Genomic DNA, 1,278 nt, shown 5'->3' on the forward strand with positions numbered 1-1,278 from the left:
TTTGAGGTGGTCTAGTTAAGCTGGACAGAACTGGGTGGTATCTTTCCTTCGTCATGAAAGACATCCCCAAACCCGACAAACGCCGCAAGTACGACGCGGCCTTCCGCGCCGAAGCCCTGCGCCTGGCCGAGCAAAGCCGCTCGGCCCAAGCGGCTGCCCGCGCCTTGAACATCGACCCGAAACGCATCTACCAGTGGCAAAAAGCCGCCCAAACGCCGGTAGCGGCGGCGTTGGGCGCAGCCCTAGACCCGGAAACGGCCGCCGAACTGCGCCAGCTGCGGGCCCTGGCCCGGCGGCAGGCGCAGGAACTGGACATTTTAAAAAAAGCCATTGCCATTTTTTCACAGACACCGCCCCAATGAGCCGCTACCGCTTCATTGCCGCCGAGCGCGGCCACTACCCGGTGCGGCGGCTCTGCCAGGTACTAGGCGTACCGCCCAGCGGCTATTACGCCTGGCAGGCCGACGAGCAGCGGGCGGTGGGGCGCCCGAAGACCCCCGCCTGGGAAACGGCGCTGGTCCAGGTCTTTGGCGTGCACCAACGCCGCTACGGCACCCGCCGGCTGCGGGTGGCCCTGCGGGAAAAAGGGCACCGGGTGGGCCGCCAGCGCCTGCGCACGGCCATGCGCCGCCGGGGCCTGCACGCTTTGCAACCCAAGGCCTACACCCCGCGCACGACCGACTCGACCCACGGCTTGCGCTGCGCCCCCAACCGGCTGCTGGACCAGCCCAAACCCACGCAAGCCAACCGGGTGTGGGTCTCGGACATCACGTATTTACCGCTCGCTAACGGCCACTGGGCCTATTTATGCGCCTTCCAGGACATGGCCAGCAAGCACGTTGTGGGCTGGCACGGGGCCGCCACCATGCCCGAAGAGCTGGTCACCACGGCCTTGCAGCGGGGCTTTCTCTCCCAACCGCCCACGCCCGGGCTCCTCGTGCACTCCGACCGCGGCGGGCAGTACTGCGGCAACGCCTATCGGCAGCTGCTCCACGACCACCAGGCCGTCCGCTCGCAGAGCCGCCGCGGGGATTGCTACGACAACGCCCAGGCCGAGAGCCTCTGGTCCCGGCTCAAAACGGAGGTGCTCGAACTCCGCGAGTGGCCCGTTTTTGCCGACTTGGCCGATGCCCAGCAAAGCGTCGCCGCGTATTTTGACTACTACAATCACAACCGGCTGCACTCCAGTATCGGCTATCAGATGCCCTATCACGCTCACCAACAACTTCTTCAAACTACTGCCCTAAACTGTCCAGCCTAATTGGACCACCTCAGTTT

At 65.3% G+C, this 1,278-nt stretch carries 2 protein-coding genes; both read left to right on the forward strand.

The window, feature by feature from the left end; genetic code table 11:
• Positions 1–53 precede the first annotated feature (53 nt).
• The gene (locus BEN47_RS01130; RefSeq protein ID WP_070724368.1) at positions 54–362 is read left to right on the forward strand and encodes a transposase; all 309 of its coding nucleotides are present in this window, start codon (positions 54–56) and stop codon (positions 360–362) included.
• Positions 359–1,261: an IS3 family transposase gene (locus tag BEN47_RS01135; protein ID WP_070724369.1), complete on the forward strand. Its 903-nt coding sequence runs from the start codon at positions 359–361 to the stop codon at positions 1,259–1,261. Before BEN47_RS01130 ends, BEN47_RS01135 begins: the two co-directional genes overlap by 4 nt.
• Positions 1,262–1,278: the final 17 nt, after the last annotated feature.

Source organism: Hymenobacter lapidarius (assembly GCF_001816145.1).
GTDB lineage: Bacteria > Bacteroidota > Bacteroidia > Cytophagales > Hymenobacteraceae > Hymenobacter > Hymenobacter lapidarius.